The sequence below is a fragment of the Hyphobacterium marinum genome, from assembly GCF_036330325.1.
Lineage (GTDB): Bacteria > Pseudomonadota > Alphaproteobacteria > Caulobacterales > Maricaulaceae > Hyphobacterium > Hyphobacterium marinum.
Window position 1 is genome coordinate 233,408 of record NZ_JAZDRO010000003.1, and the last position, 25,766, is coordinate 259,173.

The 25,766-nt window shown below is 64.1% G+C and carries 24 protein-coding genes; 12 read left to right on the forward strand and 12 right to left on the reverse strand.

Annotated elements, in window-relative coordinates:
* Window positions 1–3 precede the first annotated feature (3 nt).
* Genes V0U35_RS08790 through V0U35_RS08800 form a run of 3 tightly spaced genes read right to left on the reverse strand, consistent with a single transcriptional unit; the run spans window position 4 to window position 4,250 of the window.
* Window positions 4–1,413, reverse strand: coding sequence for a coniferyl aldehyde dehydrogenase (locus V0U35_RS08790; protein ID WP_330196324.1), 1,410 nt, complete (start codon window positions 1,411–1,413; stop codon window positions 4–6).
* A 10-nt stretch (window positions 1,414–1,423) separates the two neighbouring features.
* Window positions 1,424–3,028 carry a GMC family oxidoreductase gene (locus V0U35_RS08795; protein ID WP_330196325.1) on the reverse strand — a complete coding sequence of 535 codons (1,605 nt, stop codon included), beginning with the start codon at window positions 3,026–3,028 and terminating at the stop codon, window positions 1,424–1,426.
* Window positions 3,021–4,250 (reverse strand): serine hydrolase domain-containing protein, encoded by a 1,230-nt coding sequence (locus V0U35_RS08800; RefSeq protein WP_330196326.1) that lies wholly within the window; start codon window positions 4,248–4,250, stop codon window positions 3,021–3,023. Before V0U35_RS08800 ends, V0U35_RS08795 begins: the two co-directional genes overlap by 8 nt.
* A gap of 192 nt (window positions 4,251–4,442) precedes the next feature.
* Here V0U35_RS08800 and V0U35_RS08805 point away from each other — a divergent pair, with 192 nt between their 5' ends.
* The 5 genes from V0U35_RS08805 to V0U35_RS08825 all read left to right on the forward strand — a co-directional run bounded on the left by V0U35_RS08805 (window position 4,443) and on the right by V0U35_RS08825 (window position 11,151).
* Entirely contained in the window at window positions 4,443–6,911 is a 2,469-nt protein-coding gene (locus tag V0U35_RS08805) for a TonB-dependent receptor (protein ID WP_330196327.1), read from the forward strand.
* Window positions 6,912–6,984: 73 nt separating this feature from the next.
* Window positions 6,985–7,401: a glycosyltransferase family protein gene (locus V0U35_RS08810; RefSeq protein WP_330196328.1), complete on the forward strand. Its 417-nt coding sequence runs from the start codon at window positions 6,985–6,987 to the stop codon at window positions 7,399–7,401.
* Complete coding sequence (locus V0U35_RS08815; protein WP_330196329.1) at window positions 7,402–8,355, forward strand: sterol desaturase family protein; 954 nt, start codon at window positions 7,402–7,404, stop codon at window positions 8,353–8,355. It abuts the gene before it with no gap.
* A gap of 95 nt (window positions 8,356–8,450) precedes the next feature.
* On the forward strand, window positions 8,451–9,548 hold the full coding sequence (locus V0U35_RS08820; protein ID WP_330196330.1) for a ferritin-like domain-containing protein: 1,098 nt from the start codon (window positions 8,451–8,453) through the stop codon (window positions 9,546–9,548).
* Window positions 9,549–9,645: 97 nt separating this feature from the next.
* Entirely contained in the window at window positions 9,646–11,151 is a 1,506-nt protein-coding gene (locus V0U35_RS08825; RefSeq protein ID WP_330196331.1) for an exopolysaccharide biosynthesis polyprenyl glycosylphosphotransferase, read from the forward strand.
* Here the strand turns inward: V0U35_RS08825 and V0U35_RS08830 are convergent.
* Both V0U35_RS08830 and V0U35_RS08835 read right to left on the reverse strand, forming a co-directional pair.
* On the reverse strand, window positions 11,148–12,281 hold the full coding sequence (locus tag V0U35_RS08830; RefSeq protein ID WP_330196332.1) for a glycoside hydrolase family 5 protein: 1,134 nt from the start codon (window positions 12,279–12,281) through the stop codon (window positions 11,148–11,150). The genes V0U35_RS08825 and V0U35_RS08830 overlap by 4 nt on opposite strands.
* Before the next feature lie 44 nt (window positions 12,282–12,325).
* Window positions 12,326–13,420, reverse strand: a complete 1,095-nt coding sequence (locus V0U35_RS08835) for a GNAT family N-acetyltransferase (protein WP_330196333.1) — start codon at window positions 13,418–13,420, stop codon at window positions 12,326–12,328.
* Between the two features lie 154 nt (window positions 13,421–13,574).
* On the opposite strand from V0U35_RS08835, the gene V0U35_RS08840 reads away from it, so the two are divergent.
* The 3 genes from V0U35_RS08840 to V0U35_RS08850 are packed head-to-tail and all read left to right on the forward strand — an operon-like array spanning window position 13,575 to window position 16,716.
* Complete coding sequence (locus tag V0U35_RS08840; protein WP_330196334.1) at window positions 13,575–15,032, forward strand: lipopolysaccharide biosynthesis protein; 1,458 nt, start codon at window positions 13,575–13,577, stop codon at window positions 15,030–15,032.
* On the forward strand, window positions 15,029–15,961 hold the full coding sequence (locus V0U35_RS08845) for a glycosyltransferase family 2 protein (RefSeq protein WP_330196335.1): 933 nt from the start codon (window positions 15,029–15,031) through the stop codon (window positions 15,959–15,961). Before V0U35_RS08840 ends, V0U35_RS08845 begins: the two co-directional genes overlap by 4 nt.
* A complete protein-coding gene (locus tag V0U35_RS08850) occupies window positions 15,958–16,716 on the forward strand; it encodes a polysaccharide deacetylase family protein (RefSeq protein WP_330196336.1) in 759 nt (252 codons plus the stop codon). Before V0U35_RS08845 ends, V0U35_RS08850 begins: the two co-directional genes overlap by 4 nt.
* Here the strand turns inward: V0U35_RS08850 and V0U35_RS08855 are convergent.
* From V0U35_RS08855 to V0U35_RS08865, 3 genes are all read right to left on the reverse strand, one after another.
* Window positions 16,702–17,961 (reverse strand): O-antigen ligase family protein, encoded by a 1,260-nt coding sequence (locus tag V0U35_RS08855; RefSeq protein ID WP_330196337.1) that lies wholly within the window; start codon window positions 17,959–17,961, stop codon window positions 16,702–16,704. The genes V0U35_RS08850 and V0U35_RS08855 overlap by 15 nt on opposite strands.
* On the reverse strand, window positions 17,958–18,593 hold the full coding sequence (locus tag V0U35_RS08860) for a hypothetical protein (protein ID WP_330196338.1): 636 nt from the start codon (window positions 18,591–18,593) through the stop codon (window positions 17,958–17,960). Before V0U35_RS08860 ends, V0U35_RS08855 begins: the two co-directional genes overlap by 4 nt.
* 73 nt (window positions 18,594–18,666) lie before the next feature.
* Complete coding sequence (locus V0U35_RS08865; protein WP_330196339.1) at window positions 18,667–20,175, reverse strand: GumC family protein; 1,509 nt, start codon at window positions 20,173–20,175, stop codon at window positions 18,667–18,669.
* Between the two features lie 92 nt (window positions 20,176–20,267).
* On the opposite strand from V0U35_RS08865, the gene V0U35_RS08870 reads away from it, so the two are divergent.
* The gene (locus tag V0U35_RS08870) at window positions 20,268–21,005 is read left to right on the forward strand and encodes a polysaccharide biosynthesis/export family protein (protein WP_330196340.1); all 738 of its coding nucleotides are present in this window, start codon (window positions 20,268–20,270) and stop codon (window positions 21,003–21,005) included.
* Between the two features lie 19 nt (window positions 21,006–21,024).
* Here V0U35_RS08870 and V0U35_RS08875 read toward each other — a convergent pair whose 3' ends face one another.
* Window positions 21,025–21,297, reverse strand: a complete 273-nt coding sequence (locus V0U35_RS08875) for an SEL1-like repeat protein (RefSeq protein ID WP_330196341.1) — start codon at window positions 21,295–21,297, stop codon at window positions 21,025–21,027.
* Between the two features lie 358 nt (window positions 21,298–21,655).
* Between V0U35_RS08875 and V0U35_RS08880 the strand changes: the two genes are divergently transcribed.
* Window positions 21,656–22,696, forward strand: coding sequence for a hypothetical protein (locus tag V0U35_RS08880; RefSeq protein WP_330196342.1), 1,041 nt, complete (start codon window positions 21,656–21,658; stop codon window positions 22,694–22,696).
* Here the strand turns inward: V0U35_RS08880 and V0U35_RS08885 are convergent.
* Window positions 22,693–23,421 (reverse strand): glutathione S-transferase family protein, encoded by a 729-nt coding sequence (locus tag V0U35_RS08885; RefSeq protein WP_330196343.1) that lies wholly within the window; start codon window positions 23,419–23,421, stop codon window positions 22,693–22,695. The genes V0U35_RS08880 and V0U35_RS08885 overlap by 4 nt on opposite strands.
* Window positions 23,422–23,651: 230 nt before the next feature.
* Here V0U35_RS08885 and V0U35_RS08890 point away from each other — a divergent pair, with 230 nt between their 5' ends.
* Window positions 23,652–24,041, forward strand: coding sequence for a hypothetical protein (locus V0U35_RS08890; protein WP_330196344.1), 390 nt, complete (start codon window positions 23,652–23,654; stop codon window positions 24,039–24,041).
* Between the two features lie 145 nt (window positions 24,042–24,186).
* Window positions 24,187–25,128, forward strand: coding sequence for an isopenicillin N synthase family dioxygenase (locus V0U35_RS08895; RefSeq protein ID WP_330196345.1), 942 nt, complete (start codon window positions 24,187–24,189; stop codon window positions 25,126–25,128).
* On the opposite strand, the gene V0U35_RS08900 is transcribed toward V0U35_RS08895, so the two are convergent.
* Both V0U35_RS08900 and V0U35_RS08905 read right to left on the reverse strand, forming a co-directional pair.
* Entirely contained in the window at window positions 25,129–25,269 is a 141-nt protein-coding gene (locus V0U35_RS08900) for a hypothetical protein (protein ID WP_330196346.1), read from the reverse strand. It abuts the gene before it with no gap.
* Window positions 25,270–25,415: 146 nt separating this feature from the next.
* Window positions 25,416–25,547, reverse strand: a complete 132-nt coding sequence (locus V0U35_RS08905) for a hypothetical protein (RefSeq protein ID WP_330196347.1) — start codon at window positions 25,545–25,547, stop codon at window positions 25,416–25,418.
* Between the last annotated feature and the right edge of the window lie 219 nt (window positions 25,548–25,766).

Here is a 25,766-nt window from a genome sequence, read left to right on the forward strand (position 1 = left end):
AGCCTATTTCATCTGCAGTTTGGAAATGAAGTCGAAGCGCTTGCCATAGGGCGGCGCGATCCAGCGCGACGGGTGCCAGACCGGCGCTTCGAAGACGGCGCGTTCATGGCTGAAGGTCAAAAAGCCGTGCTCGCCGTGATAGGCCCCGTAGCCGGACTTGCCGACACCGCCGAAGGGCATGCCCTCGACCGACATGTGCAGCATGGAGGCGTTCACGCTCGCCCCGCCGGACATCGTCGCGTCCAGCACACGCCGCGCCACCGCCTTGTCCTTGGCATAGACATAGAGCGCGAGCGGATGGTCACGGTCATTGACGAAGGATATCGCCCCGTTGAGCGTCTCGTAGCCGAGCACGGGCAGGACGGGGCCGAAAATCTCCTCCTGCATCAGTTTTGATTCCAGCGGCGGGTCGAGGACGATGGTCGGCGGGATTTTGCGCACATTGCCGGTCTCGCCCATCTCGGGCTGAAGGATGGTTGCGCCCCCGGCGCGCGCTTCCTCGATCATGCGCGAAAGGCGCTGGTGATGCTTGTCGGAAATGATCGCGGTGTAGTCGGGATCGCTGCCCGGCTCGGGGTAATAGGACTGGACTTCCGCCAAGATCGCCTCGCCGGTAGCGCGCACCTTGTCCTTCGGCGCGAGCACATAATCCGGCGCAATACAGGTCTGGCCCGCATTGAAATACTTGCCCCAGGTCAGGGGCTTGGCGGCTTCAGTTAAATCATAGTCCTCGGTGATGATGGCCGGCGATTTTCCGCCCAGCTCCAGCGTCACCGGGACCAGATTGTCCGCCGCCGCCATCGCCACCAGCCGCCCGACATGGGTCGAGCCGGTATAGAAGAGATGGTCGAAGGGAAGCTTGGCGAACGCCTCCCCGACCGCCGGGCCGCCCGTGATGACGGCGACATGGTTCTCGTCAAAGGCTTCAGCCAGCATCCGCGCCATCAGCTCGGCGGTGCGCGGGGTGAATTCCGATGGCTTGATGATCGCCCGGCAGCCAGCCGCGAGTGCGGCAATGAGCGGCGTGAAGGCCAGCTGGAGCGGATAATTCCAGGGCGAAATGATCCCCGCCACGCCTTTCGGCTCGCGGCGCACATAGGCCTTGCCCGGCGCGAGCGTCAGTGGGACCGAGGCACGCTTCGGCTTGGCCCATTTGGCGACATGGCTGCGCGCATGTTTCGCCGCGCTGATCGTGAAGCCGATCTCGGCGATCTGGGTTTCGGCGCAGGACCGCGCACCATAATCGGCGGCAATCGCGTCCATGATGTCTTTCGCGTGGTGTTTGACGAGATCGCCGACTTTCTCGATGTCAGCCTTGCGCTCGTCGATGGAGCGGTGCCGGTCAGCCGCGAACGCCTTTTTCTGCGCGTCCAGAAGCGTCTTCATCCGCTCGATCTGCTGTTCGTCGCTCATGTGTGTCTCCCTATCCGGCAGAAGCCCGGATCATCTCGGCGGCCTTGTCGGCAATCATCATTGTGGGCGCATTCGTGTTCCCGCCCACCAGGCGCGGCATCACCGAGGCGTCGACCACGCGCAGACCCTTCACCCCGTAGACCCGGCACTCCGGGTCGACGACGGCCATCGGGCCCTTACCCATCACGCAGGTCGAGGTCGGATGGTAGAGCGTCTCGGCGCGGCCGCGAATGTCGGCTTCCATCGCGTCACGGGATTCCAGGATTTCGGACGGGCGGAACATGCCGACCCGTTCGTCATCAAAGGCCGGGGCCATCAGGATGCGCTGGACGATTTCCAGCCCGTCAATCAGCGCGGTCAGATCGCCCTCATGGGCGAGATAATTCGGGTCGATCAGCGGATGCTCGGCCGGATTGTTCGACCGGATCCGGATCTCGCCCCGGCTTTCCGGATAGAGATGGCAGACATGCAGCGTCACGCCATGGCCGAAGACCGTCGTGCGGCCATGGTCGACCGACAGGCCGGGAATGAAGACCAGCTGAAGATCGGGCAGGTCGCCGGCCAGCGAGGAATTCAGGAACGCCCCGCCCTGCACCGGGTTGATGGTGAAATCGCCGTCTCCGCGGATCATCCAGCGCGCCACGTCGGCGAGGTTCTTTGGTGTGCGCTTCCAGGAATTGCCGATCGAGCGCGCGGTCTTCGTGCGCATGATCGCGGCGATGTCGAGATGGTCCTGCAGATTGCGGCCCACGCCCGGCAGTTCATGCTCGACCGAGACACCCGCGGCCCTCAGCCAGTCCGGATCGCCAATCCCTGAAAGCTGCAGCAATTGCGGGGAGTTGATCGCCCCGCCCGAAAGAATCACTTCCTTGCGCGCGATGATTTCGGCGGCCTCGCCCTTTATGTCGAGCGCGACGCCGCGCGCACGGCCATTCTCCAGCAGCACGCGATGGGCCAGCGCGTGGGTGATGACGGTGACATTGCCGCGCTCCATGGCGGGGCGCAGGAAGGCGTCTGCCGCACTCCAGCGGCGCGGCCCCTTCATCGTCATCTGGTAGGGGCCGAACCCGTATTGCTTCTCGCCGTTGAAATCGGGATTTTCCGGGTATTGAAGCTCGCGCGCGGCCTCGAAATAGAGCTCGGTCAGAGGGTTGAGTTTCGGGATATCCTCGACCCGCAGCGGACCGCCGGTGCCGTGCCAGGCGTCCGCACCCCGCTGCTGGTCCTCCATCGCCTTGAAGCGTGCAAGCGCATCGGCCCAGTTCCAGGTGTCCGCCCCCAGCTCGCCCCACTCATCGAAATTCTCGTGCGCCCCGCGCATATAGTGCATGGCGTTGATCGAGGAGGAACCGCCGAGTGTCTTGCCGCGCGGCCAGAACAGGCGGCGGTCGTGCAGCTCGGCTTGGGGCTCGGTCTCGTAGGACCAGTTATAGGGCCCGCCGCTGACGACCTTGGCCAGCAGCATGGGCGTGCGGATGGCGGGATCCTTGTCTGGCCCGCCGGCTTCGAGCACACAGACCGTGACGTCGCGATCCCGTGACAGACTCTCCGCCACCACGCAGCCGGCCGAACCGGCCCCGACGATCACGTAGTCGAATTCACGCGCCTCACTCATCGCCGCTTTCTCCGATGGAAGAGACAGCTTCGGCGATCGCGCGGAAGACGGCAAAGGTTTCTTCGGTGCGTGCGCCCCACTCGGGATCGGCAGCAAACCGGGCGATCACGACGTCGCGGCGCTCATCGACCCAGACATACTGACCATAGATCCCGGCCGCGTAGTACTCACCCTGCGGATTGTCGGGGATCCAGAAATGCAGGCCATAGCCGCGCGGCGCGTAGATCGCGTCCGGCCCCGGCTCCTGGAACGGCGCATTGGGCCGCGTCGCCAGTTGCACCCAGCCTTCGGGCAACAGGCGCTCGCCGTCCCATACCCCATCCTGGAGATACCACTGGCCGAAGCGGGCAAAGTCGACCAGGCGGGCATTGAGGCAGCAATACCCCACGGCAATGCCCTGATCGCCCTCGACATTCTGTGACCAGTAGGCCTCGCCGGTCATGTTAAGCGGCGTCCAGATTTTCTCCTCGACGATGTCGGCCAGCGGCATGCCGTAGATGGCGCGCACCACGGCAGACAGCGCCTGCGTATTCGAGGAAATGTAATCGAGTTCGGTACCCGGCTCGGTATCGCGCTCGAATTCCATGATCATGGAGTCAATGTCGCGTTCGAAAATGAAGGCGTTGAAGAACAGGCGGCGAATGTCCGAATCCTCGGCCGAATAGTCCTCCACGAAATCGATACCCGACGACATCATCAGCAGGTGGCGCAGCGACGTGTCGCCATAATCGGTGCCAGTATAGGCGGGCACAAACTCGGCCACGGTCTGGTCGAGCGAGGCGATATGCCCCTCTTGCATCGCAATCGCGATCAGCGATGCGACGAAACTCTTGGCAACCGACCACGTCGTCAGGCGGGACTCGGGATTTGCGCCACTGCGGTAGGATTCGTGGACGATCTCACCTCTGTGCAGGACCACCAGGCCGAGCGAGGTCGAGTCGGTCAGATACTGATCGAGCGTCCGCGTTTCACCCTGCCAGTCAAAGCTGACCTCCAGCGGCGCATCATTGCGTGGCAGAGGTTCGGGATTGCGTGCCTGAATCGTGCGTCCGGGGAAAACCGAACGCATGTCCTGTGACAGCTCGACAAGGCGCGCCGGGTCTCCCGCCGCCTGGTAACCCGCCGGTGAATATTCCGACCAAGGCCGGTAAAACCACGCTGCAGCAATCGAAACCGCCAGCACCACGAGCAGCAAAAGCCCGCCTGCAATCCGTGTGATCATTCCGCTCTCCCCGTTTTTAAACATTGTTCACTTATCCAACGATAAGCACAATTCGTCATGTGTGTGCTGATTTCGCACTCACCTGTTGCGCGTACGCTACTGACAGACGCCGCGAAGAATGGTGTTATGCGCGCAACAACAATGCCTGCACCGTCAAAAACAATGGGACCACGGTGCCATAAGGGGAGAATCATGAAGACATCCATTCGTGCCATTGCCATGTGCTCGACCGCCATGGCTGCCAGCCTGTTTACCGCGGGACTCGCCGCGGCTCAGGTCGACACCATCACCGTCACAGCGCAACGGCGCGAGGCGACCCTCCAGGAAACCCCGATCGCGGTGTCTGCCGTGCCCGAAGAGCAGATCACGCTCGGCCAGGTTCGCGACGTCCGCGACCTGCAACAACTCGTACCGTCGCTGCGCGTGTCGCAATTCTCGCGCTCGGGCGTGACCGAGTTCGCGATCCGTGGCCTCGGCACCTCGGCGGACAATGTCGGCCTCGAGCCGTCTGTCGCCGTCTTCGTCGACAACGTCTATCGCTCCCGCCAGGGTGCCTCCATCAACGACTTCCTGTCGCTGGAGCGCGTCGAAGTCCTGCGTGGCCCGCAATCGACCCTGTTCGGCAAGAACTCCCCGGCCGGTGTGGTTCACTTCATCACCCAGGCCCCGGAATACGAATTCGCCGCTGCCGGCGAAGTCACGATCGGCAATTACGATTCCCGCATCTTCCGCGGAACGGTCACCGGCCCGATCGCCGGCGGCAATGCGGCGGTCCGCTTCGACTTCAACCGCAATACGCGTGATGGTTTCCTCGACAACATCACGACGGGAGAGACCATCAACAACCGTGATCGCTGGTCGATGCGCGGCCAGTTGCAAACCGACCTTGGCGACAATGTCTCGGTTCGCCTGATCGGTGATGTCGGCAATGTCGACGAGCGTTGCTGCGCGGCTCCCTTCTCTTTCCACCTGCCGCAGAATGCCGGTGCGATGGCCTTCCTCGGCGGCACGGTTCTGGCTCCCGATCCGTTCGCGCGTCAGGTCGCATTCGACGGCTCGGTCCGCACCCAGATTGATACGCGGGGCCTCTCCGGCCAGGTCGATGTCGATTTCGACGGCTTCCAGCTGACCTCGATCACCGCGATGCGGTATTTCCGCGACACCAACAATATCGACGCGGACTTCACCGATCTGAACCTGTCGCCGATCCGCGGACTGGACACCGAATACACCACCTTCACCCAGGAGTTCCGGGCAACCTCGACCGGCGACAACCGGGTTGACTGGCTGGCCGGCGTCTACTTCTTCGACCAGAACATGACCCACATGGACAACACGCGTTACGGGACCGATCTTCGCCCGTTCGCGGACCTGGTCTCGGGCGGTGCCATCACCGCGCTCGAGAACGGTTTGGGTGTTCCGGCTGGCACCTTCCTGGCGGCCGGACAGGGCCGGACCGAGAATTATGACCTGACCACGGAAAGCTGGTCGGTCTTCGGTCAGCTCGACTTCCATGTCACCGACCGCTTCACCATCACGGCGGGTCTGCGTCATACCGATGAAGACAAGACGATCGACGCCGACCTGCTCGTTCAGGACCCCTTCTCGGCGCTTGATTTTGTGCAGATCGGCTTCCAGCAGATCTTCGCCGCCGTCTTCTTCCAGCTGACCGGCCTGCCGCCGACGCCGGGCAACATCGCCGCCAATCCGGGGGCGGCCGCCCAGGCCCAGGCTGCGGCGACCGCAGGGTCGACCAACCCGGCGGTGAACCCGCTGCTCGGCCTGACGCCGCTGCAGTTCAGCCCGCCGGCCCCCGATTACGCGTCGGCACGTTCGGAAGACAATCTGTCGGGCAACATCATCTTGTCCTATGACGTCACCGACACGCTGAACGTCTATGCCAGCTACTCGACCGGCTACAAGGCGGGCGGCTTCAACGTCTCCTCGACCGCGGCGATCGCCAATGCGCTGGAATTTGATCCGGAAATCTCGACCAATATCGAGGTTGGCGTCAAAACCCAGCTGTTTGACAACACGATGCGCCTCGATATTGCGGCCTTCAGCCAGAATCTCGAGGACTTCCAGTCGAACAACTTCAACGGTACGGCCTTCGTGCTCGACAATGCCGGTGAAGTGGTTGTGCGCGGCGTCGAAATCGAATCGATGTGGCGTCCGAACGAGTCCTTCCTCTGGACGGGTGGTCTCACCTATCTGCTCGACGCCGAGTACGAGACCTACACCAACGCGCCCTGCGACGATCTGAACATGTCCGCCCAGTGCCTGATTGCCGGCACGCAGGACCTGTCGGGCCGCCAGCTGGCCGGTGCGGCCAAGACGACGGCGACGTCCACGGCGACCTGGTTCTTCCCGGTGGCCGAGAACACCACCGCCTTCCTGCGCGGCGAAGTGTTCTACACCTCGGGCCGCAATCTCGGTGGCGATCTGGACCCCCGCAAGGTCCAGGAAGGCTTCGCCCTGTTCAACGCCAGCTTCGGCTTCGGTGCCGAGGACGAAAGCTGGGGCCTGCAGTTCTGGGGCCGCAACCTGACCGACGAAGAATACCTCGTCGGCGAGTTCAGCTCCGTCGGTCAGCCGGGCAGCCTGAACGCCTATCCGGGCGATCCGCGCACCTATGGCGTGACCCTGCGCCTGCGCCGCTAGTCGCGACCGCAGATATGGCATGATGAGGAGCGGGGCTGGTCCCCGCTCCTTTTCGTTCTAGGCTGGATCCACCATGACGACGCTTTACATCCTCCTCGGGTCCGGGATCGCGATCTCTCTGTTGGTCGCGCTCAATGTCTGGCTGGGGGGCTGGACACCATCGCGCATCGGATCGCTCGAAGTGGCGATTGCGCGCCTCCAGGACGACCACCTCGTGTTCACGCCCGGCGAAGGCCTGCTGGCCAGGGACAGCCTGTCCGCACTGGTCCTCGACACACAGAGCCCGCGAATCGGCGTCGTCGCCGCCCGTGGTGCCGGCTTTGTCACGCGACTGGTCCCGCGCGACGGTTTTAAGAGCGTGGAGGCCCGCGACGACGGGTCGCTTTCCCTCACCTTTAGGGGTGATACGATGCGTCCCGTCACCGTGGACACCGGCGACGCCCAGACGGCCCATGACTGGGCGGCACGGATCGAGGCGCTGGAGACCTGAATGGATATCGAACTCGTCGATCCCATCATGATCGCCATCCCCGTCTTCGTGATCCTGGTGATCGCGGAACTGATCTATGCACGCACGACCGGCAAGGCCTCCTTCGAGCCGAAGGACAGCGCCGCCAGCCTCGTCATGGGGCTGGGCAATACCGTGTCCGGCGTCGTCCTCGGTTTCATCGCGGCGGCCTGGTTTCTCCTCATCGCGCGCTTTGGCGTTCTCAACATCGGCTATGTCTGGTGGGCCTGGATCCTCTGCTTCGTCGCCGATGATTTCATCTATTACTGGTCCCACCGCTGGGCCCACACCGTGCGCTGGTTCTGGGCCGACCATGTCGTCCACCATTCCTCCCAGCACTACAATCTGACCACCGCGCTGCGGCAGCCCTGGTTCAGCGTCTTCACGCTGAAATTCATGTGGCTGGGATCGATCCTGATTTTGATCGGCTTCCCGCCCGGCATGGTCGCCTTCGTCGGCGGTCTGAACCTGATCTACCAGTTCTGGATTCACACCGAGGCGATCGGAAAAATGCCGCGCTGGTTCGAAGCGGTGATGAACACGCCCTCGCACCACCGCGTCCACCACGCCACCAATCCGCGCTATCTCGACCGGAATTACGCAGGCGTCTTTATCGTCTGGGACAAGATGTTTGGTACGTTCGAGGAGGAGCGCGCTGACGAGGCTTGCCGCTACGGCATCGTCAGGAATCTCGGCACCTACAATCCGCTCGTCATCTCGCTGCACGAATGGTGGGGAATTGCCAAAGACGTCGCCGGGTCGAAATCGCCGAAAGACGCGCTCGGCTACATCTTCGCGCCGCCGGGCTGGTCGCCGGACGGCTCGCGCCTGACCTCGAAGAAGATCAAGGCCTTGTGGGCAGAACGGCAGGCTGCGGGCGCGGACGACACGGGCGCAAACAACGCCGAAGAGCCCGCTCCTGTCCCGGCCGAATAGCTCTCCTCTTGCGCATGCGCTGAATTTCCAGCATCCTGCCCGAAAGTAAACAGCGTTCACTTTTATGAGGCGCTGATGCTGTCGGGAGAGAAATCATGAGCCTGCGCGACACCTATCCCATCCCGGACATCGATCCGAAATGGACCGTTCCCCAGGATTTCGAAGCCGTCTTCGACTGGGAATTCGACGAGGGCCGCAACACGCTCATGCACCTCTACCAGAAGGGCAAGGACATGCAGTGGGATGCGGTCAACCGCATCGACTGGACCCAGGACCTCGACTTCGAAAACCCGATGCAGATGCCCGAAGAGGCCAATGGGCTCTACGGCTCTCCGATCTGGGAGAAGATGACCAAGAAGGAGCGCATGGAATCGCGCCGCCATGGTCAGGCCTGGAATATCTCGCAATTCCTGCAAGGCGAGCAGGCGGCCCTGCTCTGTGCCTCCAAGATCGTCCAGCAAGTCCCCGACCTCGATGCGAAGTTCTACGCCGCCACGCAGGTGATGGACGAGGCCCGCCACGTCGAGGCCTACAAGAAGCTGCTCGACAAGTTCGGCGTCGCCTATCCGATGACCGGCCCGCTGCAGGAGCTGGTCGACCAAGCCCTGCGCGATTCGCGCTGGGACATGACCTATCTGGCGATGCAGGTCGTCATCGAGGGGCTCGCGCTCGCCGCTTTCGGCACGATCCGCGACATCGCCCAGAATCCGCTCGCGCGCATGGTCAACGCCTATGTCATGGAAGACGAGGCGCGCCACGTTGCCTTCGGACGCCTGTCGCTGCGCGACTACTACCCCGAACTGACCCAGGCCGAACGCGACGAGCGCGAGGAATTCCTGGTCGAAGCCTGCTACCTGATGCGCGGCCGGATGACGGACGCGACGGAAGTCTATGAAGCGCTCGGCCTGCCGGTGAAGGAATGCGTGGAATGGGCCGAGAACTCGGAAATCACCCAACTCTACCGCACCCTCCTCTTCCAGCGCATCGTCCCGATCGTGAAGGATATCGGCCTGTGGGGTGACAAGGTCCAGAAAGCCTATGCCGACATGGGCGTGATGCATTATGCCGAGGTTGATCCCCAGCAATTGCAGGACGATGACGAGCGTATCGCCAAGACGTTCGACGCCCAGAAGATCGATCCCAAGGGCGCGCGGGAAGCCTATGTGCATGCGGTCGCGGGCATGGCGGAATAGGCGCGCGCCTTAAGCCTATTTAAACCACGCTTCTCAACCGAATATTCGGGCTAACGGTTCATTGTGCCGTCCGGGACAAATTTCACGGACCGGACCAATGAGTGATCGACGCCCAGCTTTCGGCGGCCCCAACGCGCCGGCCAATGACCTGTCAGCCGGCTTTCGCGCGCAGGTCAGCGGCGTGGCTGCCATGGCACTGGCCGAAGCCCGCGCCGCTGTCAGCCCGCCCCAGGACCGGATAGACCGCGCCGCGCTCGGCCGGGCCCTGCAACTGACCGACACATTCGTTCTTCTGGCCCTGTGCGTGGCGACGGCGACGATGTTTGCGCCCCTGCTCTGGCCGATGCTGGTCATGGGCGTGCTGTCCGCCTGTGCGATGCGGACCTTCAGCCTTTACCGGGTCACGCCCTCGACCCCGGCCTGGGACCGGATGGCCCGCACGGTCGTTGCTGCGGGCCTCGCCGGTCTGCTCACGCTCGGAGCGGTCGCGCTGGCCCAGCCCGCCCTGCTTCCGGCCGCGGCCGTGGAATCCATGGTGATGGCCTCGGCTCTTGGCGTACTGCATCTGACCTATGCCTTCTTTATCCAGTACTGGTCCAAGTCCGGACGGCTCGCAGCCAATATCGTCGTCATCGGTGCGACCGCCAATGCCCGCAAGCTGATCGAGGCAAACCGGCGCAGCGCGGCGGTGAACATTATAGGTGTCTTTGATGACCGCCGGTCGCGCGCGCCGTCGCGCCTGGCCGGAACGCCGTATCTCGGCGACCTCGATGACCTGGCCGCCTGGCCCCTGCTGCATGAAGTCGACCGGATCGTCATCACCGTGACGCCCAAGGCCGCCGAACGGGTGCGCCTGCTCCTGAAGCGCCTGGGCGTCCTGCCGCAACCGGTCTGTCTCCTGCTCGACTTTGACGATTTCGACCCGTCCGCGACCTCGCTGGAAGCGATCGCCGATGCGCCCGCCGCCCAGCTGTCCGGCACGCGCGCAGAACCGGGCTGGCTGATCCTGAAACGTCTCGAAGACCTCGTCATCGGCTCGCTCATGTTCGCGGCCGCCTTGCCGGTCATGGCCCTTCTGGCGCTTCTGGTGAAGCTCGACTCGCCCGGCCCTGCCCTCTTCCGCCAGACGCGCGAAGGCTTTAACGGCCGCCCGATCACGGTCCTGAAATTCCGCTCCATGCGCACCGACAAGTGCACGGCGAACGGAGCCGTACGCCAGGTCGAACGCGATGATCCGCGTGTCACCCGGATTGGCCGTATCCTGCGCCTGTCGAGCCTGGATGAATTGCCCCAGCTCTGGAATGTGCTGACCGGCGACATGTCGCTGGTCGGGCCGCGTCCGCACGCGCCCGGCATGACCACCGGAGCCGCGCCGACTTCGTCCCTCGTGGCCGAATACGCGCACCGTCACCGCGTCAAGCCGGGCCTGACCGGCTGGGCCCAGGTCAATGGGTCGCGTGGACCGCTCCACACGCCCGAAGCCGCGCGCGAACGCGTCCGCTATGACGTGGAATATATCGCCCGCGCCAGCCTGTGGTTCGATCTGTGGATCATGCTGCGGACCCTGCCGGCCCTGCTCGGCGACAAGATCAATATCCGCTAGGGCCGCATCCGGTTGGCCCGCCAGGCATTTTCCAGCGCACCCCGCACCGGGGACAGATCTGACGGGCTGTCCGCCGCCGGATCGCTTCCGTACAGCGGGTTCCAGGCATTCTCCTGCGACTCATAGGGTTGCCAACCGGAATCCCACCGGAAATAGGCCGATGCCGCACCGGCGCGTTCGAGCGCGTCCATACGGGCCGCGATAAATCCGCCCGATCCCGGCATCCAGCGGCGAACGCCGAACTCCCCCAGCATCCAGCGCGCCGCTTCGGGCGGCATGACCGGCGCATCCGCCGGGTCATAGAATTCGCCGGACCCGGCATCGCCATGGGTGTAGGCGCGCGGCTCGTAGTCGTGGATCGCCAGCACCATGCCCGGCACGGCCTCGAGATCCAGCAATGGCGCAAAGCGCGCATTCGCATACCCGTCCGGGCTGACCAGGATGGGCGTTTCCGTATCGAAACTCCGGATCGACCGGGCCATGGCGGACGCCATCGCGGGCCAGTCCCCCTGCGTGCCCGACAGTGTGTCGCGCAGCCTGTCGGCGTCCCAGATGTCGATCGCTTCGCCATTGGGACCCAGGGCCGCCTGGTTGGCGTTCGGTTCGACCATTAGCAGATAGCCGGCCACATTCGCGCGGTTACGCAGCAGGACCGCCGCATGCCCCCACATCGCCGACCAGGCATTGCGCGCCTCCGACGATTGCCAGACCCGTTCATCAACCAGGTCCGCCGGAAACCAGTCACCCGCGGAATCCCGGTGCAGGCTGAACTCGGTTCGTCCCGGCCCGGAACGGAAAGCCACGACCACATACAGGCCGGCCCGCGCACACCGGTCCACGAGGTCGATCAAGTGCTCCGCCACGGGCTCGTCGAACCGGTAGGGCGGACGTTCGGTATAAATACCCGGATGGGACAGGAGGGCGAGATTAGCCCCGCTACGCGCCAGGCTGGCCAGGGCATCATCGGAAATCGGCGCGCCGACCGGTCCGCTGCCAAGAAACGTTTCACCATCGAGATCGGGAATGACACGGCGTTGTGAAAAACAGGCACCGCGCAAATGGGGTCCGGTCGCGTTGTTCCAGAGGTCCAGCCGGGTCTCGATCCGCGGGCCGCATCCCGGCAGTAACAAGCCTGCCGCCCCTGCCATCAACACCCCGCGCCGGGTTGCCGAAATCATACCGCGTAAAAAGCCGACAGCTTGTCGGCCCGGCGCAACAGGCGGCGCGGCAGCGTTTTCATCGGCCCCAGGGGCGCGCGCTCGACCGTGTCCGCCAGCGCCCGGGCCGCATGCCTCAGTGCAGCAGCCGGCGACCGTGTCACCATGCAGCCCGCCGAAAGCGGGATCTGGTATCCGCCCAGATTGCGTTTGAAATCATAATCACCCGGTCCCAGCTCGACGCTGGTCAGGCCTTTGTCAGCCGCGTCACGCGCGGTTTCGAGCAGCAACAGCAAGCCGGGGCTGACCTTGTTAAAGGCCGGGTCATAGGCCGGAAACCAGTAGTGGCAGCGCGTCTCGCTGGCCATGCCGGCATGAATTGCCGCCAGTTCACCGTCGATCGTCAGGCTCGACACAATTCCGCGAAAGCCGGCGTCATCACGCCGGGCAATCTCCGTGATCAGGTCACGGGCCCAACGCACCGAAAATACGTCGAAGACCTGGGTGCGCCGGTACTGCGCGCTTTTCCACGCAAACAGGGTTTCCAGAACTTCCGGGCGGCGATCGTCCATCCGGAACTCGGCGACGTCGTGATCGGCTTCAAGCCGCCTGCGGCGCGACCGGATATTACGGAAAGCCTTCGGCTCAACGGCAGACCGGTCATCCTCGAATGCCTCGTAGCCATTGGCCAGATCGATGATCCAGGAGCCGTCACGCCAGGCCTCTCCGGGCCGCCAGCAGGACTGGATGGCCAGCGCGCTGTGAAATTCGAACAGCGGTACGCCAGCCGCATTCAGCCAGGACGGAATATCGATTTCCGTGTCGCCTTCGGTGATGACGCCATGCACATCACCAAGGGGACCTGCCAGCGGCCGGGCATAACTGACACGGCCGATCTGAAGCGGCAGGAACCCGAAGATGGCCCCGCCCTTCCGGGCAACGATCACCCTTGTGTCGTCGCGGGCCGCTTCACAGCATTCGGCAAAAGCAAGCCGGAAATACGGACTGGCAAGCGCCGGATTGGCATTGGTGAACGCTATCCAGGCGTCGCGTTCGGCGGCACTGAGTGCGCTTGGCCGTTTCAGCTCGGCCATAAGGGCTTGCGAAGCCATGCGGAACCCAATCCTTCCATCGATTCTGCCCGGCACGGTAAAGACGGGTGGTTTCCGCTTTCTTTCGAAATTGGATCGCGTCCGTTCACCGCGTCTTAGGCGGTTTTGGCTAGGCTTTCCGTCGTTGCAACAACTCGATCGGACGCCAGACTCCATGCTCGGCCGCCATCTCCTTGGATATCTGCCGGTACAGGCCGCACAGGCGCTTGTCGGATTCGGCGGCGTGGCAATCCTGACGCGCCTGATGCCGACCGACATGTATGGCCGCTACGCGCTCGCCATCACAGTCATGCATCTGGGCGGCATGGCCCTGTTTTCCTGGCTCGATGCCGCCGTTGCCCGCTTCCACGCCCGGTCCGACCGCCGCAATGGCCTGGCCGCTCATTTGCGCACCGCCTATCTCGTCTATGCAGGTCTTGCAGTTTTCGTGCTCGCGGCAGGCGCGCTGGCGCTCTACCTGCTGCCATTCAGTGCCGAACTGAAAACCGCGCTTGGCTTCGCGCTGGCGGCGCTAACGCTTAAATCAGCCCTGCATATCGGACAGGAAACCCGGCGTGCAGCCGGTCAGGTCGCCGCCTATTCCGGGCTGGAGACCCTTAACCTGCTGTTGGGCTTTGCCGTCGGCATCGGACTTCTTCTGGCAACGCCGCTCGGTGCCGCCGGTCCGCTCGCCGGAATGGCGATCGGGGCCATTGTCGCACTGGTGTTCGACCTGCCGGGACAGTTTGCCAGGATGCGGAACGGCCGCGCACGCGCGCGCCGGGCTGCCGTGTATCTGGCTTACGGCCTGCCCGTCTCGATCTCTCTCGTCTTTGAACACCTGCTCTCGGCAGGCGACCGTTTTCTCATCGCCGGGATGCTGGGTGAGTCCGCCGTCGGCATTTATGCTGCCGGTTACGGCCTCGCGGATCGGACACTCGACATCATCTTCATCTGGCTGGGCGCAGCAGCGGCCCCGCTGACCATCGCCGCGCTGGAACATCGCGGCATGGACGCCGCCCGGGAACTGGCCGGCCGTACTGCGCGCATCATGGGGCTGATCGCCTTCCCCGCCGCCGCCGGGCTGGCCCTCGTTGCGGCACCGCTGGCCGCGGTCATGGTCGGCGAGGAATTCCGCGCCGGGGCCATCACCATCCTGCCCTGGATTGCGCTGGCCGGACTGATGAACGGGATGATGACCTACTATTTCCATGAGGCCTTCACGTTGAAGCGCCGCACCCGTTCCATGGCCACGATCATGGCGGTGGCGGCGGTGCTCAATATCGCCCTCAACCTGGTCTTCCTGCCGCTCTTCGGCATCGCCGGAGCCGCCGCCGCAACCGTGATCGCCTACGGGTTCGGCCTCGTCGCCTGCGCCATTCTGGGCCGCCGCATCTTCGCCCTGCCCCTGCCCTGGAGGGATTGGGGCAAGGCCGCCCTGGCAACCGGGGCCATGGCCGCAGCGGTCCTCGCCATCCCCGTCCCGGATACCGCCATGCTGGCCCTGATCATCAAGGCCGTCACCGGCGCGCTGGTCTATGGCGCGGCGGCCCTGGCGCTGGATGCCGCAGGTTGCCGGTCCTGGATTGGCGATGCCCGTGCCCTGCTCAAACCGGCGGAGGCCTCGTCATGAGTGCGACCCGCGAATACGTCAATCCGGCGGCGATGGAGGCCGGCAAGCCGGTTCTTTCCGTAGTGGCCCCCTTCTACCGGGATAATCCTGTCCCGCTGCTTGAAACGCTCGCTGGACAGGCCGCCGAACTCGAAAAGCCGGTCGAGATCGTGCTTTTTGATGACGGCCGCCCCGACCCTGATCTCAATGCGAGGGTTGAACAGGCGCTGGAAAGCCTGCCGGTTCCGGCCTGCCTCGTAACAGCCGCCCGCAATGTCGGGCGGGCCGCAGCCAGGAATCGCCTCGCAGCGGCCGCGCGCGGGGATTGGCTGCTCTATCTGGATGCTGACATGGACGTGCCGGACGGATTTCTCGCGGCCTATCTCGAAGCGATAGACGTTGACGATTTCGATGCGGCCTTTGGCGGTTATTCGCCCGGTCCCGCGACCGATCCGCGCCATCGCCTTCACGCCGCGCTGGCCGCGACCAGCGATGTCCATGACGCCGCCTCGCGCACCCGGATCGGGGCAACCGCGGTCTGTTCCAGTAACCTTCTGGTGCGCGCCAGCCTGATGGCCCGGACGCCATTCGATGACGGATTTACGGGCTGGGGCTGGGAGGATGTCGACTGGGCGGTCCGTGCCGACAAGGCCGGGCGGCTCATTCATCTCGACAATCCCGCCCGCCATGACGGCTGGCAGGAGGCCCCGGTCCTGCTGGCGAAATTCCGTGATGCCGCGACGAATTATGCCCGCCTCCTCGGCAAACACCCTGAACTCGCCCGCCTGCCCGGTGCAAAAGCGGCGCGGACGATGCGCGCCCTGCCCGGTCAGCAAGCCCTCCGGGGCCTCTGGTCACTCCTGGCGCGCATGCCTGCTGCGCCGCTACGCCTGCGTACGCTGGCGCTGAAACTGTGGCGGGCCAGCTGGGCTGCGGAGGCACTGTCATGAGCGCCGAAGCCTACATCCCGTCCGGCGGCCTGGCCGGCAAGGTCAAGCGCCAGCTGGCGCGCCGGCTCGCTCGGGCACCGCTCGCAATTCCGGCAAGCCAGTTTGTCAGTTTCACCTTTGACGATTTCCCGAAATCGGCGGTCGATACAGGGGCAAATCAACTTGAGAAAAGGGGCTGGCGCGGCACCTGGTATGCCGCGACCGGCTTCATGAACGGCGACACCCATCACGGCGCGATGTTCGATGCGGGGGATATTGCCCGCCTTGCTGACGCTGGCCACGAGATTGCCTGTCACACGACAACCCATCTTGATGCGGCGAGTGCGCCGCTGGCCGTCACTCTGGAAGACGCGTCAGCCAACACGCAGTCTCTGGAAAGCCTGGGTGTCGCGATCACAAACTTCGCCTTCCCCTATGGCGAGGCGACACCGGCGGTGAAACGCGCGCTCGGTGCTCGTTACGACACGCTGCGGGGTGTCCAGCCCGGCATCAATCGCGACGGCGCGGACCGGCATCTCCTGAAGGCGGTCGGCATTGATGGCGGCGACGCCGGGGTCGACCGGGCGCTCGGCTGGCTGGACGAGATGGGACACGAGCCGGGCTGGCTCATCTACTACATCCACGACGTCCAGCAGGACCCGACAGAATGGGGCTGCACGCCGGACCAGCTGGCGCGGGTTTGTGAGGCCGTGGCCCGATCCGGCGTCGAGGTTCTGCCCGTGAAATCCGTCCTGGAGCGGCTAGCGTCCGCCTGACCGTCGCGGCATCGCAAGTTTCGCCGACGTCGCGACAAACAGCGCCCAGGTCAGTCCGTTGCGCTGCAGCAGATTGCTTTCCGTCAGGCTGATCAGGCCGACCAGCGCGATAAAGGTCAGCGCCCAATAGGTCTCGCGCCCCCGAAACAGGCGTGCCAAGGCCCGGAACAGGGTCGCCGTGTAGGAGAGCGCCATCAGCACCACGCCGGGAATGCCCAGTGCCAGCGCGGTCTCCAGCCAGCCATTGTGCGCGGTCGGGACCGGCCATTGTGTCTGCTGGCGTACCCAGAAGACCGGGCCGTATTCCGCCGCCCAATAGGCTCCATAGCCGTAGCCAGTCCAGGGCGCGGCCGCGATCTGGCCGATCAGCACCGCCCAGATATCGGTCCGTCCGGTCAGGGTGGCATCCCGCCCCAGGGCTTCCAGCGCCGCCATCGGTGCGAGCGTCAGCACCAGCGCCAGCATCCCGCCCCCGACCACCGCGAGAAAGATCATCAGCGTCGCGAACCCGAACCCCCGCCGTACCAGCGCGATCCCGATCGCTCCGGCAAGCGCCAGGCACAGCGCCAGCAGCGCCGTCTTGGACGTTGACATCAACACCATGCCGGCCTCGAAGGCGGCAATGCCCCACCAGAGCAGGCGGTGCCGGTCAAACTGCGCCGCGGCGGCAAGGCTGGCCGCAGCCCCGAATGCCATCATCGCGCCGAGCGTATTCTTTTCCCACCAGAGGCCTTTCCAGGCCCCGACATGGATATCCTGGTGAACGGCAAAGCCCGGCGCGGCCAGGGAGGCCATCGCACTGCCGACGCCTAAAATGGCGAAGGTGATCGCGATCATCCCGACCAGGTCGCGCCACGACCAGCGCGACGCAAGCGCGATACCAAAGGCCGTCGTCATGACGAGCGCAAAGCCGCGCCGCAGCGTCATAGACGGGTCCAGCGACCACATCATCGAGACCATGCACAGGGCTGACAGGATAAGGATGAGCGGTATCCGAAGGGCCGTGGAGAGTCCCGCCATGGGCCGGGTTACGAACCAGATCGCCGTGATGGCATAGACCGGCAGCCACATCACCCGCAGCAGGGTCGCGCCTTCCGGATCCGCCTCGCTCGCCAGCAGCGGCCCCAGCAGGGCCTGCGACATCAGAAGCAGGATCAGCAGCGCCAGCCCGTACTCTAGCGGGCGCAGGAAGCCGATCCGCGGCGCGCTGCGCCAGCGGTCCAGCCGAACGGAAAAATCGGTCATGCAGCCCAGCGGGCCGGATCAGGTCCGCGGTTCAGGATCACGCCGGCGACGATGCCGCCGCGGGACTCGATGGCCGCGCGGCGGGCCTCGATGGCATCCGTGCCCGGCCGGCGCTCATCGGCAATCAGGATCACCCCTTCCATATCCCGCACCAGCGCCAGCACCGCCCGGTTCATGCCCGGCGCGTCGATGACGGCGAGATCAATGGAACGGCGCACGGCCGACCAGTAGCTTTCCGCAGGACGCAGCGACAGGCGCTTGACCGCGCCAGGGGCGCGCTGGAATTCGGTCACATAGAGCCGGTCGGACACCTTGCGGGCGACCATCCTTGCCTTCGCCCCTTCGGGCTCGACTTTCCAGAAGGGTTCCCGTCCGAACCCGGCATCGAAGACCGGGCCCGGATCGGGCGCGAGCGCCTTGCGCTGCGGGTTCTTCGCGTAATCCAGATCAAACAGCCAGACGCCGCGCCGGGACCGCGCCGCGGCAACCCGGGCGAATTCGCGCGCCAGCGTGGACGTTCCGGTACCCTGCCCCGCGCCCATGAACATGAGCGTACGCCCATGACCGCCCGGCCGCGCAATCGGCTCAAGGCGTTGTGCAAATTCGATCATTTCGGGCGTGAGATCGATCATCGTCTAACCGCGAATCCCGGCAATTGGGTCCAGCGGCTAGATCACCTGAAAGGGGTTAACGGGGTCCGAATTTTCAGCTGCGATCGGGAATCCGGGCGAGGACCGGCAGATTGCTGACCGTGGCCAGCGGCCTTGTGTTGGAATTCGCGGCCCGCGACGGTTTGCGGGGCCGGGCTGCGGCCGCACCACCCCCACCGTCGAAGAGATGACGCCGCCAATACCCTCGCAGCAGACCCGCGAACAGGGCCAGCGCCGCCGCAAACAGGAAGGCGGCGGCCACGCCCAGCTTCTTCAGCGACGATCCCTCGGCCGGCGGCACGGCGCGCTCGATGACGCGGACCGAATCTTCCGATCCCGGAGCGGCATTGCTGCGGGCCTGGGCTTCGGCCTGTTGCGTCGCCAGCAGGGCGGCGGCCTCGGCGGTCGCAGTGACGTTCTGGGATAGCCTTTGATACTCGGGCGTCAGGCCGCGCATCCGCGCGACCAGGGATTCGGCCTCATTGAGCTGCGACCGCAAGGTCGTGATACGCCGTGTTTCAGAGGCCGCGACCGATTCCAGGCGCAGCTGCTCGCTCTCCAGGCCCTGGCGCACCGGATTGGCACCGACCCGGCGTTGCCCCATCCCGTTTGCGCCGCCCTCCTCGATGAAGGCTTCCAGTTCGCTGATTTCCCGTTCGATCGCGACTACGGGCGGCGCGTCGGCCTGGTAGCGGGCGAGCCGGCTCTCTCGCTCGAGGCGCAGGTCCAGCAGGCGGTTGGACGCCCCGTTCTCGACGTAGTGCTCGATCGATTCCGGCACATTGGCGAGACGTTCGGCAATCGCCGCAGCGCCGGCTGTTGCGGCGAGGCGCTCCGCTTCGGCCGTCAGGATCGCGTTGCGCAGCGACTGCACCCGTTCGACGGCGGCCGTCCGGTCCGCTTCGAAGTCGGACAATCCGTTCGAGATCAGGAACTGGTCAAGCGCGTCCTGCGCAGATTCCAGCGCGGCACTCGCCTGGGCCCGCCGGCCGACGACACCGCCGACCCCGTCCCCAACGAGCACCTCCACACGGTAGGAGAGGTAGGAATCGACAACGGCATTGAGCGACAGGGCTGCAACATCGGGATCGGCGTGTTCAAATACCGGGATCAGCACCGACGCATTCGGTGCCCGGTTGATCGAGAAGCCGTCGCGCAGGACTTTCAGCGCATCCGCCTCGTTGCCCGACTCACCGAGAATCACCGCCGGCCCGATAAATTCGACAGCCCGCCGCCGGACCGCATCGGAATTCAGAATCTCGGCTTCGGACTGCAGCACCTGCTCGAGCATGAAGGCCCCGCCCGAACCAGCCGCGCCGGGCGTCGGGTCCGCCTCGTCAAGCAGAACGAGCAGACGTGAATGGGCCTGAAAACTGGGCTTGAGCAACACGATCGACGCGACTGCACCGGCCAGGAACACAACGGCAAAGATGATGGCGATCAGCCAGCGCTCGCCCCAGGCCAGTTCAGCGAGATCGAACAGGTCAAGTTCCCCGCGCGCCGGCGGACGGCCGTCCGCGGCGGGCGAAGCAGAATCGCGGTCGTGAAAGTGCGCCTGCGTCATGGCCCCGATAGAGCCGCCGGGCCGATTAATTTTTCCTTATCCAAAGCGCCAAATCTTCAGGCCTCATAAGGAATCAGAACTCAGGGTCCACCATGCGCTTACTCGCCCTCATCCCGACCGTAGTGCTCGTGTCATCGTGCGGAATGCTCGGTGGGCCGGAAGATACCGCCTACGAACGCGTACAGGACAGCCAGCGTTGGCAAGCGGTGAGGTTCGAAGACTGGCGTCAGGACGATCCCGCTTTCCGGTTCTTTCCGGGCGATACGCTCGACATCACAGTTCACAGCGCGCCAGAGCTGTCGCGTACGGCGACGGTCGGTCCGGACGGACGGGTCAATCTCCCGCTCGCACCATCCATCATGGTTGCGGGCCTGAGCGCGCCCGAGGCTGCAGGCCGCGTGGCCGATGCCTATGTTGGCACGCTGCGCGATCCCATTGTGGAAGTGACGCCCAACACGTTCGGCGACCAGAACATCATTGTCGGCGGCCAGGTCAATTCGCCCGGCCTGTTCGCGATGCCGTCCCGCATCGGCGCGCTTGAAGCGGTCATGCTGGCGGGCGGTTTCCGCGATACGGCAGCGCGCGGCGAGGTCGTTGTCCTGCGCCGGGCGGCCAATGGCGGCGTCATGATGCGGGTCGTGGACCTGCGCGCCGCGCTGCGCGGGGATGGCGGAGCCGACCCTTTCCCGCTGCGGCGCCACGACATCGTCTTCGTCCCGCGCACGACGGTGTCCGAAGTCACACTGTTCATTGAACAATATGTCTACGGCATCCTGCCGCTGGATCAGGCCTTCTCTTACGCAATCGCCGACGCGATCACGAACAACTAGGCCGCATTGCCGGGACTGCTTAGTGACGTGTGGAGAGCCATTCGCGAGCCGCGCGCTGCGCAGTCGCGACATCGGCCGGGTCCATCTCGTCGGACAGTTCGCGGCGATAGTGCTTGGCCGCCTCGCTGCCCATCAGGGCTGCCAGGTTGAACCATTTGTGCGCTTCGACAAAGTCGATCGCACCGCCCTGTCCGGTCGAGTAAAGCAAGCCGAGCTTGCACAGGTCGTCGCCATTCGGATCGCTGAGGATCGCCTGGTGCGCCTCGGCCGTTTCGATATCGGTGAAAGCCATTCTGGCCCCCCATCATCTGTTGCGGATCCGGGGCTGTTCTCGCCCTCATGTCTCCGCGGTCCACCCATGTCCGGATAACTCCGAACACGCTGGAGCCTGATCGAAGGGTTTTGCCATAAGGTTAAGAAAAATCAGGGTTATTACGCCTTAATGGTTTAAATCCGTTAGGCAATCTTTCCAGAGTCTTTCACGAGGCAAACAGGTAAAGACATGTGGCCAAGGTCTGTCGTATTGGTAAGAAACAGGCCACTAACTAACTGTTTTATTTCAATATTGACATGACAACGTGACGCTCTCGTAAGCTAGGAATTCCAAGATTGGCCTTCAGCTTCGGATTTGGGACGGCAGCGTGACACCAATGGACGCATCCAGCGCGGACACACAGGCTTTCTGGCGGCTGCATGCACTCGACTTTCACCGGAGCGAGGCCGTCCTGCATCGTATCGGTGATCCGGCCGTCCTTCGTGCTGCGCCCTTCTGGGATCACCGCGTCGCGCCCCTGGCCATCGAGACTCGGCACGAACCGCTTCAATTGGCACTGACACGCTATCGGGTCGGCGCGCACTCTCACCCTGCTGGGCTGATCCTTCACAACGCGCTGTGCGGCTCGACGTTGATGGCCAAGGCCCTGTCCCATCCCGGTAAGCGGCTGGTGGCACGCGAGCCCAAGGCCATGACCGATCTCGCCGACTTCCGCCGGCACGGGCATGCCTTGTGGCAGGACCGCAGCGCGCGCCAGCGATTGATGGACTTCACCCTGACCCAGACAGGGGCTTCACCGGTCAATGGCGAAACCGCCATCCTGAAGCTGACCAATTCCGACACCCCGCTCGCTGCGGACATTCTGGATGCCTTCCCGGACATGAAGGTCATCTTCCTCTATTCCGGGCTTGAGGACTTTTTGCTGTCCGTCATGGCGCGCGGCCTGCAGGGCGCGGTCTTCATCCGCCAGCTTCTCGATGTCCTCGCCTTCGAAAACGAACCCGTGGCAAAGGTCAGTCAGAAAGCGGCGATGAAAATGACGGACCTGGAAGCGGCGACCCTGGTCTGGCGCTCCCAGATGGAACGGACGTTTGCACTTGCCGAGCGGTTCGGCCCGCGCCTGCGTACGCTCAACGCCCGCGACTTCCTCAAAGACCCGGCCCGGGGAGCCGAGGCGGCCCGCTGCCACCTGGACCCGGACGGACCGCCCTGCCCCGGCGCGGCGGACGCCGTTTACCGGCGTCACTCCAAGGACGGTCAGCGCGATTATTCCGCTCAGCGGCGCTCAGCCGAGCGCTCGGCGCTGCGCGACCGCCACGCGGGCGACCTGTTCCGGATTTCAGGCTGGGCGGAAACCCTCAAGCTTGATCGCCGCTTGCCCGCGCACGACCCCGCGCCGTTGCTGGACGCCGGCTAGCGGGCCCGCTGACCGAAGAGAAGCTTTCGCGCGGCTTCCGCATCCTTGCCGTCAGCGGCAAGATTTCCGCGCAATTCCTTACCCACGGCCCGGCCGGCCTGGACAGCCGGTCGTTGCCCGACGCGTTCATGCCAGGCTTTCAGGTGCGGAAAATCGTTGAGGTCTTGCCCCTGCCCATCCGGCAATATCCACGGCCAGATCGCCATGTCGGCAATGGAGTATGGCCCGGCGATATAATCATGCCCCAGTGCCAGCCGCGTCTCGAGGACGCCGTAGAGCCTGTTGACCTCGTTGGTATAGCGCGCTGCGCCGTATTCGAGCTTGCTTTCATCAGGCTCGATCTTTCTGGCATAGGACCGGAAATGGTGCGCCTGTCCTGCCATCGGCCCCAGACCACCCATCTGCCAGAACAGCCATTCGTCGGCCGCGATGCGCTCGCGCTCGTTTGACCCGTAAAACTGACCTGACTTGCGCGCGAGATATTGCAGGATCGCGCCGGACTCGAAGACCGAGACCGGCTGGCCGTCCGGGCCATCCGGGTCGATGATCGCCGGCATGCGGTTGTTCGGACTGATCTTCAGAAAGCCGGGCTCGAACTGTTCGCCGATACCGATATTCACCGGCCGCATCTCATAGGGCAGGCCCATCTCCTCCAGCGCGATACTGACTTTCCAGCCATTCGGGGTCGGCCAGTAATAGAGCTCAATCGGCGCGCTTGAAGCCATGGGTCATGTCCTGTTCTTGAGTTCGGCGACAGATCGGGTGGGTGTCCGGGTTCCAATAGAGTGGGAAACCAAAGCCTTTGCCGCAAGGATTTGCGCGCACTCTAACCTTTCCAGAATGTCATCTTGCTTGAAAACTTGCCGGAACACGGCGACAATAAGGACCGGTGTGACCGCGAAGCGGGACCAGAGGGCGTTCCGCGCGGCACTGCAAAGGGGAAGGTATACCTGTCATGAAACGAGTTATTGGAACGACCGCGCTGGCGCTGATTCTGGCGAGTGCGGCTGCCTGCACGCCGGCCGAACAGGAAGCGGCCGAAGACAATATGGAAGCGGCAGGTGAATCCATAGAAGACGCCGCAAACGACGCGGGCGAGGCGATGGAAGACGCCGCCAGCGACGCCGGCGAGAACATGGAAGACGCCGCCAACGACGCCGGTGAGGACATGGAAGAGGCTGCCGGCGACGCCGGTGAAACCATGGAAAACATGGCGCATGAAGCGGGCGAAGCCATGGAAGGCCTGGCCCATGAAGCCGGCGAAGCCATGGAAGACGCAGGCGAAGCCATCCAGGAAGCCACCGACGATGATGGCGAACCGTCCGACGACGACACACCGGAATAAGGCTTTTGCGACTGACAGATGCGGCGCTGGAGTCAATCGGCTCCAGCGCCGTTTCTTATGGGGCCTGCACGCCTGCCATTCCGTTGCTCGCCATTCGGGGGTATGGGAAAGCCCGAAACCCTGAAGTCTGCGCCCCGGAATATTCATGACCGACGCTACCATTCCCGCCATATCCCTGTCGCTGAACGACACCGACAAGGACGCGTTCTCCGCACAACTCGGCGGCAGTTTCCGGCGGTTTGGGTTTGCCGTCATCGCTGATCATGGGCTCGACCCGGAAGTGATCAACCGCGCGCTGGCGGCGACGAAAGCCTTCTTCGCCCTGCCGGAAGACGCCAAGCGCCGCTATTTCATCGCGGGCGGTGGCGGGGCTCGCGGTTACACGCCCTTCGGCACCGAAAATGCCAAGGGCGCGACAGCCAAGGATTTGAAGGAATTCTGGCATGTCGGACGCGACCTTTCCGACGGGCATCCCCACAGGCAATGGATGGCCGATAATCTGAAGCCAGAGGAGGTCAGCGACTGGGACGCGGTCCACGACCTCTATGCCGAGCTGGACCGTCTGGGCGCGATCATCCTTGCCGCCATCGCCCGGCATCTGGACCTGCCGGAGGATTTCTTTGTCGACACGGTCCGTGACGGCAATTCGGTATTGCGCCTGCTCCACTACCCGCCGCAGGCCGAGGTGCCCGAAGGCTCGGTCCGGGCCGCCGCGCACGAGGACATCAACACGATCACGCTACTGCTGGGGGCCGAGGAAGCCGGGCTGCAGGTCAAGGACCGGCGTGACGGGAAATGGATCGACATCAATCCACCCGCAGGCTGCCTTGTCGTGAATATCGGGGACATGTTGCAGCGGCTGACCAACAATGTCCTGCCGTCAACGAGCCACCGCGTGGTCAATCCGGCTCCGGAACGGCAAGGTTTCTCGCGTTATTCGACGCCCTTTTTCCTGCATTTCCGGCCGGGTTACGAAATCCGGACGCTGGAGAACTGCATCAGCGCCGACAATCCCGACCACTACCCCGAACCGATCACGTCACAGGCCTATCTTGAAGAACGCCTGCGCGAGATCGGGCTGAAATAGTCAGCCGGTCGTCCCGACGAAAATCGCAACGGCCACGGCGAGGATGGCAGCGCCCCCCAAGGTCGACCAGAGCAGGACATGCTCCTGCCAGCGTTTGCGTTCGCCTTGGCGGGCTTCGGTCTTTTCTACTTCCTCGCGCATGAATCTCTCCTGCTGGTTTGACTGAATAACGGCCAAGTGCCGTGTTTCGTTCCGAGCGGAGAGATGGGGCGATCCGGTTTCCAATCAAATTCAATGATTTGATCGGAGGTATAGAGCCTGCCGATCCGGCAGGGCCGCGCATGGACCTAAAGGGCGAAAACCGCGACGCTGAGCGCCAACAGAACAAAGACCGCCGTGGTCGTGACGCTCGTCACCTGGTCCTGCCAGGTCTTCGGAGCCTTCAGCACGTCATGATGGGTTTCGAAAGTCTTGTGCATGTCCCTGCTCTCACCAAGCGCCGTGCGGGCCTCTCCCGCGCCGACAAGGCAGGGTTTCACCCACACCAGCTGAACGCGGCATGAGCAGGCAGAGTTCCCGGAGTTCAGGATTGGGGACGCGCGTCCAGCACTGGTTCGAAGAGATAATCCGGAGTTCCAGCGAAAGCTGGAATCCAGCAAAAAGTCCGGACCCTTGGCGCAAGCCCAAGGGCCCATGAA